This is a genomic window from Microbacterium sp. ISL-103, from assembly GCF_018613995.1.
In the GTDB taxonomy this organism is placed as follows: Bacteria; Actinomycetota; Actinomycetes; order Actinomycetales; family Microbacteriaceae; genus Microbacterium.
Genome location: NZ_JAGGPD010000512.1, coordinates 1 through 1001 on the forward strand (window position 1 = coordinate 1; position 1001 = coordinate 1001).

1 protein-coding gene and 1 pseudogene are annotated in these 1001 nt (G+C 70.9%); both read right to left on the reverse strand.

Annotated features, from left to right (window positions below; translation table 11 throughout):
• Positions 1-68: 68 nt before the first annotated feature.
• Positions 69-686 (reverse strand): hypothetical protein, encoded by a 618-nt coding sequence (locus J7E68_RS16810; protein WP_215174516.1) that lies wholly within the window; start codon positions 684-686, stop codon positions 69-71.
• Between the two features lie 71 nt (positions 687-757).
• Positions 758-1001, reverse strand: a pseudogene (locus J7E68_RS16815) (TetR family transcriptional regulator); the annotation flags it as partial.

Below are 1001 nucleotides of genomic sequence, written 5' to 3' on the forward strand. Positions count from 1 at the left end.
CCGCGACAGATACGCGAGCAGGTCGCTCGCGCCCCCTTCCAACGCGCGGAGCAGCGGGACGTCACGGTTCACTCGCCCTCCCCCCAGTCCTCGCCGTCGCAGTGCACCTGACTGTGCGAATCGGTGCCCGCCAGAGCGTCGCCACCGAAGCCGTTGTCTGCGAGCTCGGCGTGCACGAGCTCGCTGACGGCCTGCTCGTGCGCCGTCCACGCGTCGAGGTCGGCCTGCCGCGGATCCTCCTCAGCCGTCGCATCCGACGCTCTGCCGTCCTCCAGCTCTGCGAGGAACCTGGGGACCAGCGGGGCGGCCGCAGCCTCCACATCGGTGGTCGCGAACCATTCGTCGACGATGCGGTTGACCGGCCCGTTCGTGGTCAGGTCGTGTGTGTCGAGCGCGCTGAATCTCAGCTCGCACTCCCCCCACGTGGGTGAGGTGTAGCTGTACACCCGATCCGGATCGTCGAGACCGGCGCCCCAGAGCCAATCGGACGACGCCACCGCGACACCGGCTCCCCCGACGAGGAACAGTGCGAGCGCGCCGCTCAGCAGCGCGGTGCGCCGTGCGCGACGCGGCACCGGCGTCTCCGCGCGGGCAGCGAGGACCATGGTGCGAACATCGGCGGGATCCGGGATCGGTCGCGCCGGCGCAGATCGGTCGAGGATCTGGTCGAGCGGGTCAGCGGTCATGATGTCTCCTCGGTCGGAACGGTCTCTCACTACCGACCTGTCCGGCTGAACCGTTTTCGTCCGAGGGATCCTCAGTCCGACGCCGCGCCCCATGGCAGGCGGCCGATCGCCCGCACGGCATCGGCGAATCTGTCACCCACGGAACCGCGGCCCGCACCGTTCTCGGCCCAGGCACGCACGGCAGCCAGCACGGAGGCTGCCCAGGTCGCGGCGGCGATGTCGGCGGTCAGAGAGGCGACACCCCACCGTCGGGCCGGATCGGAGCGAGCCGCTGCGAGACGCGCCTGACGCAGCGCGGCCTCCTGTTCGAGCTCG

Bases quoted from the DNA above. Each gene is read 5' to 3' on its own strand.
- J7E68_RS16810 (WP_215174516.1), bottom strand. From the start codon at position 686: ATGACCGCTGACCCGCTCGACCAGATCCTCGACCGATCTGCGCCGGCG.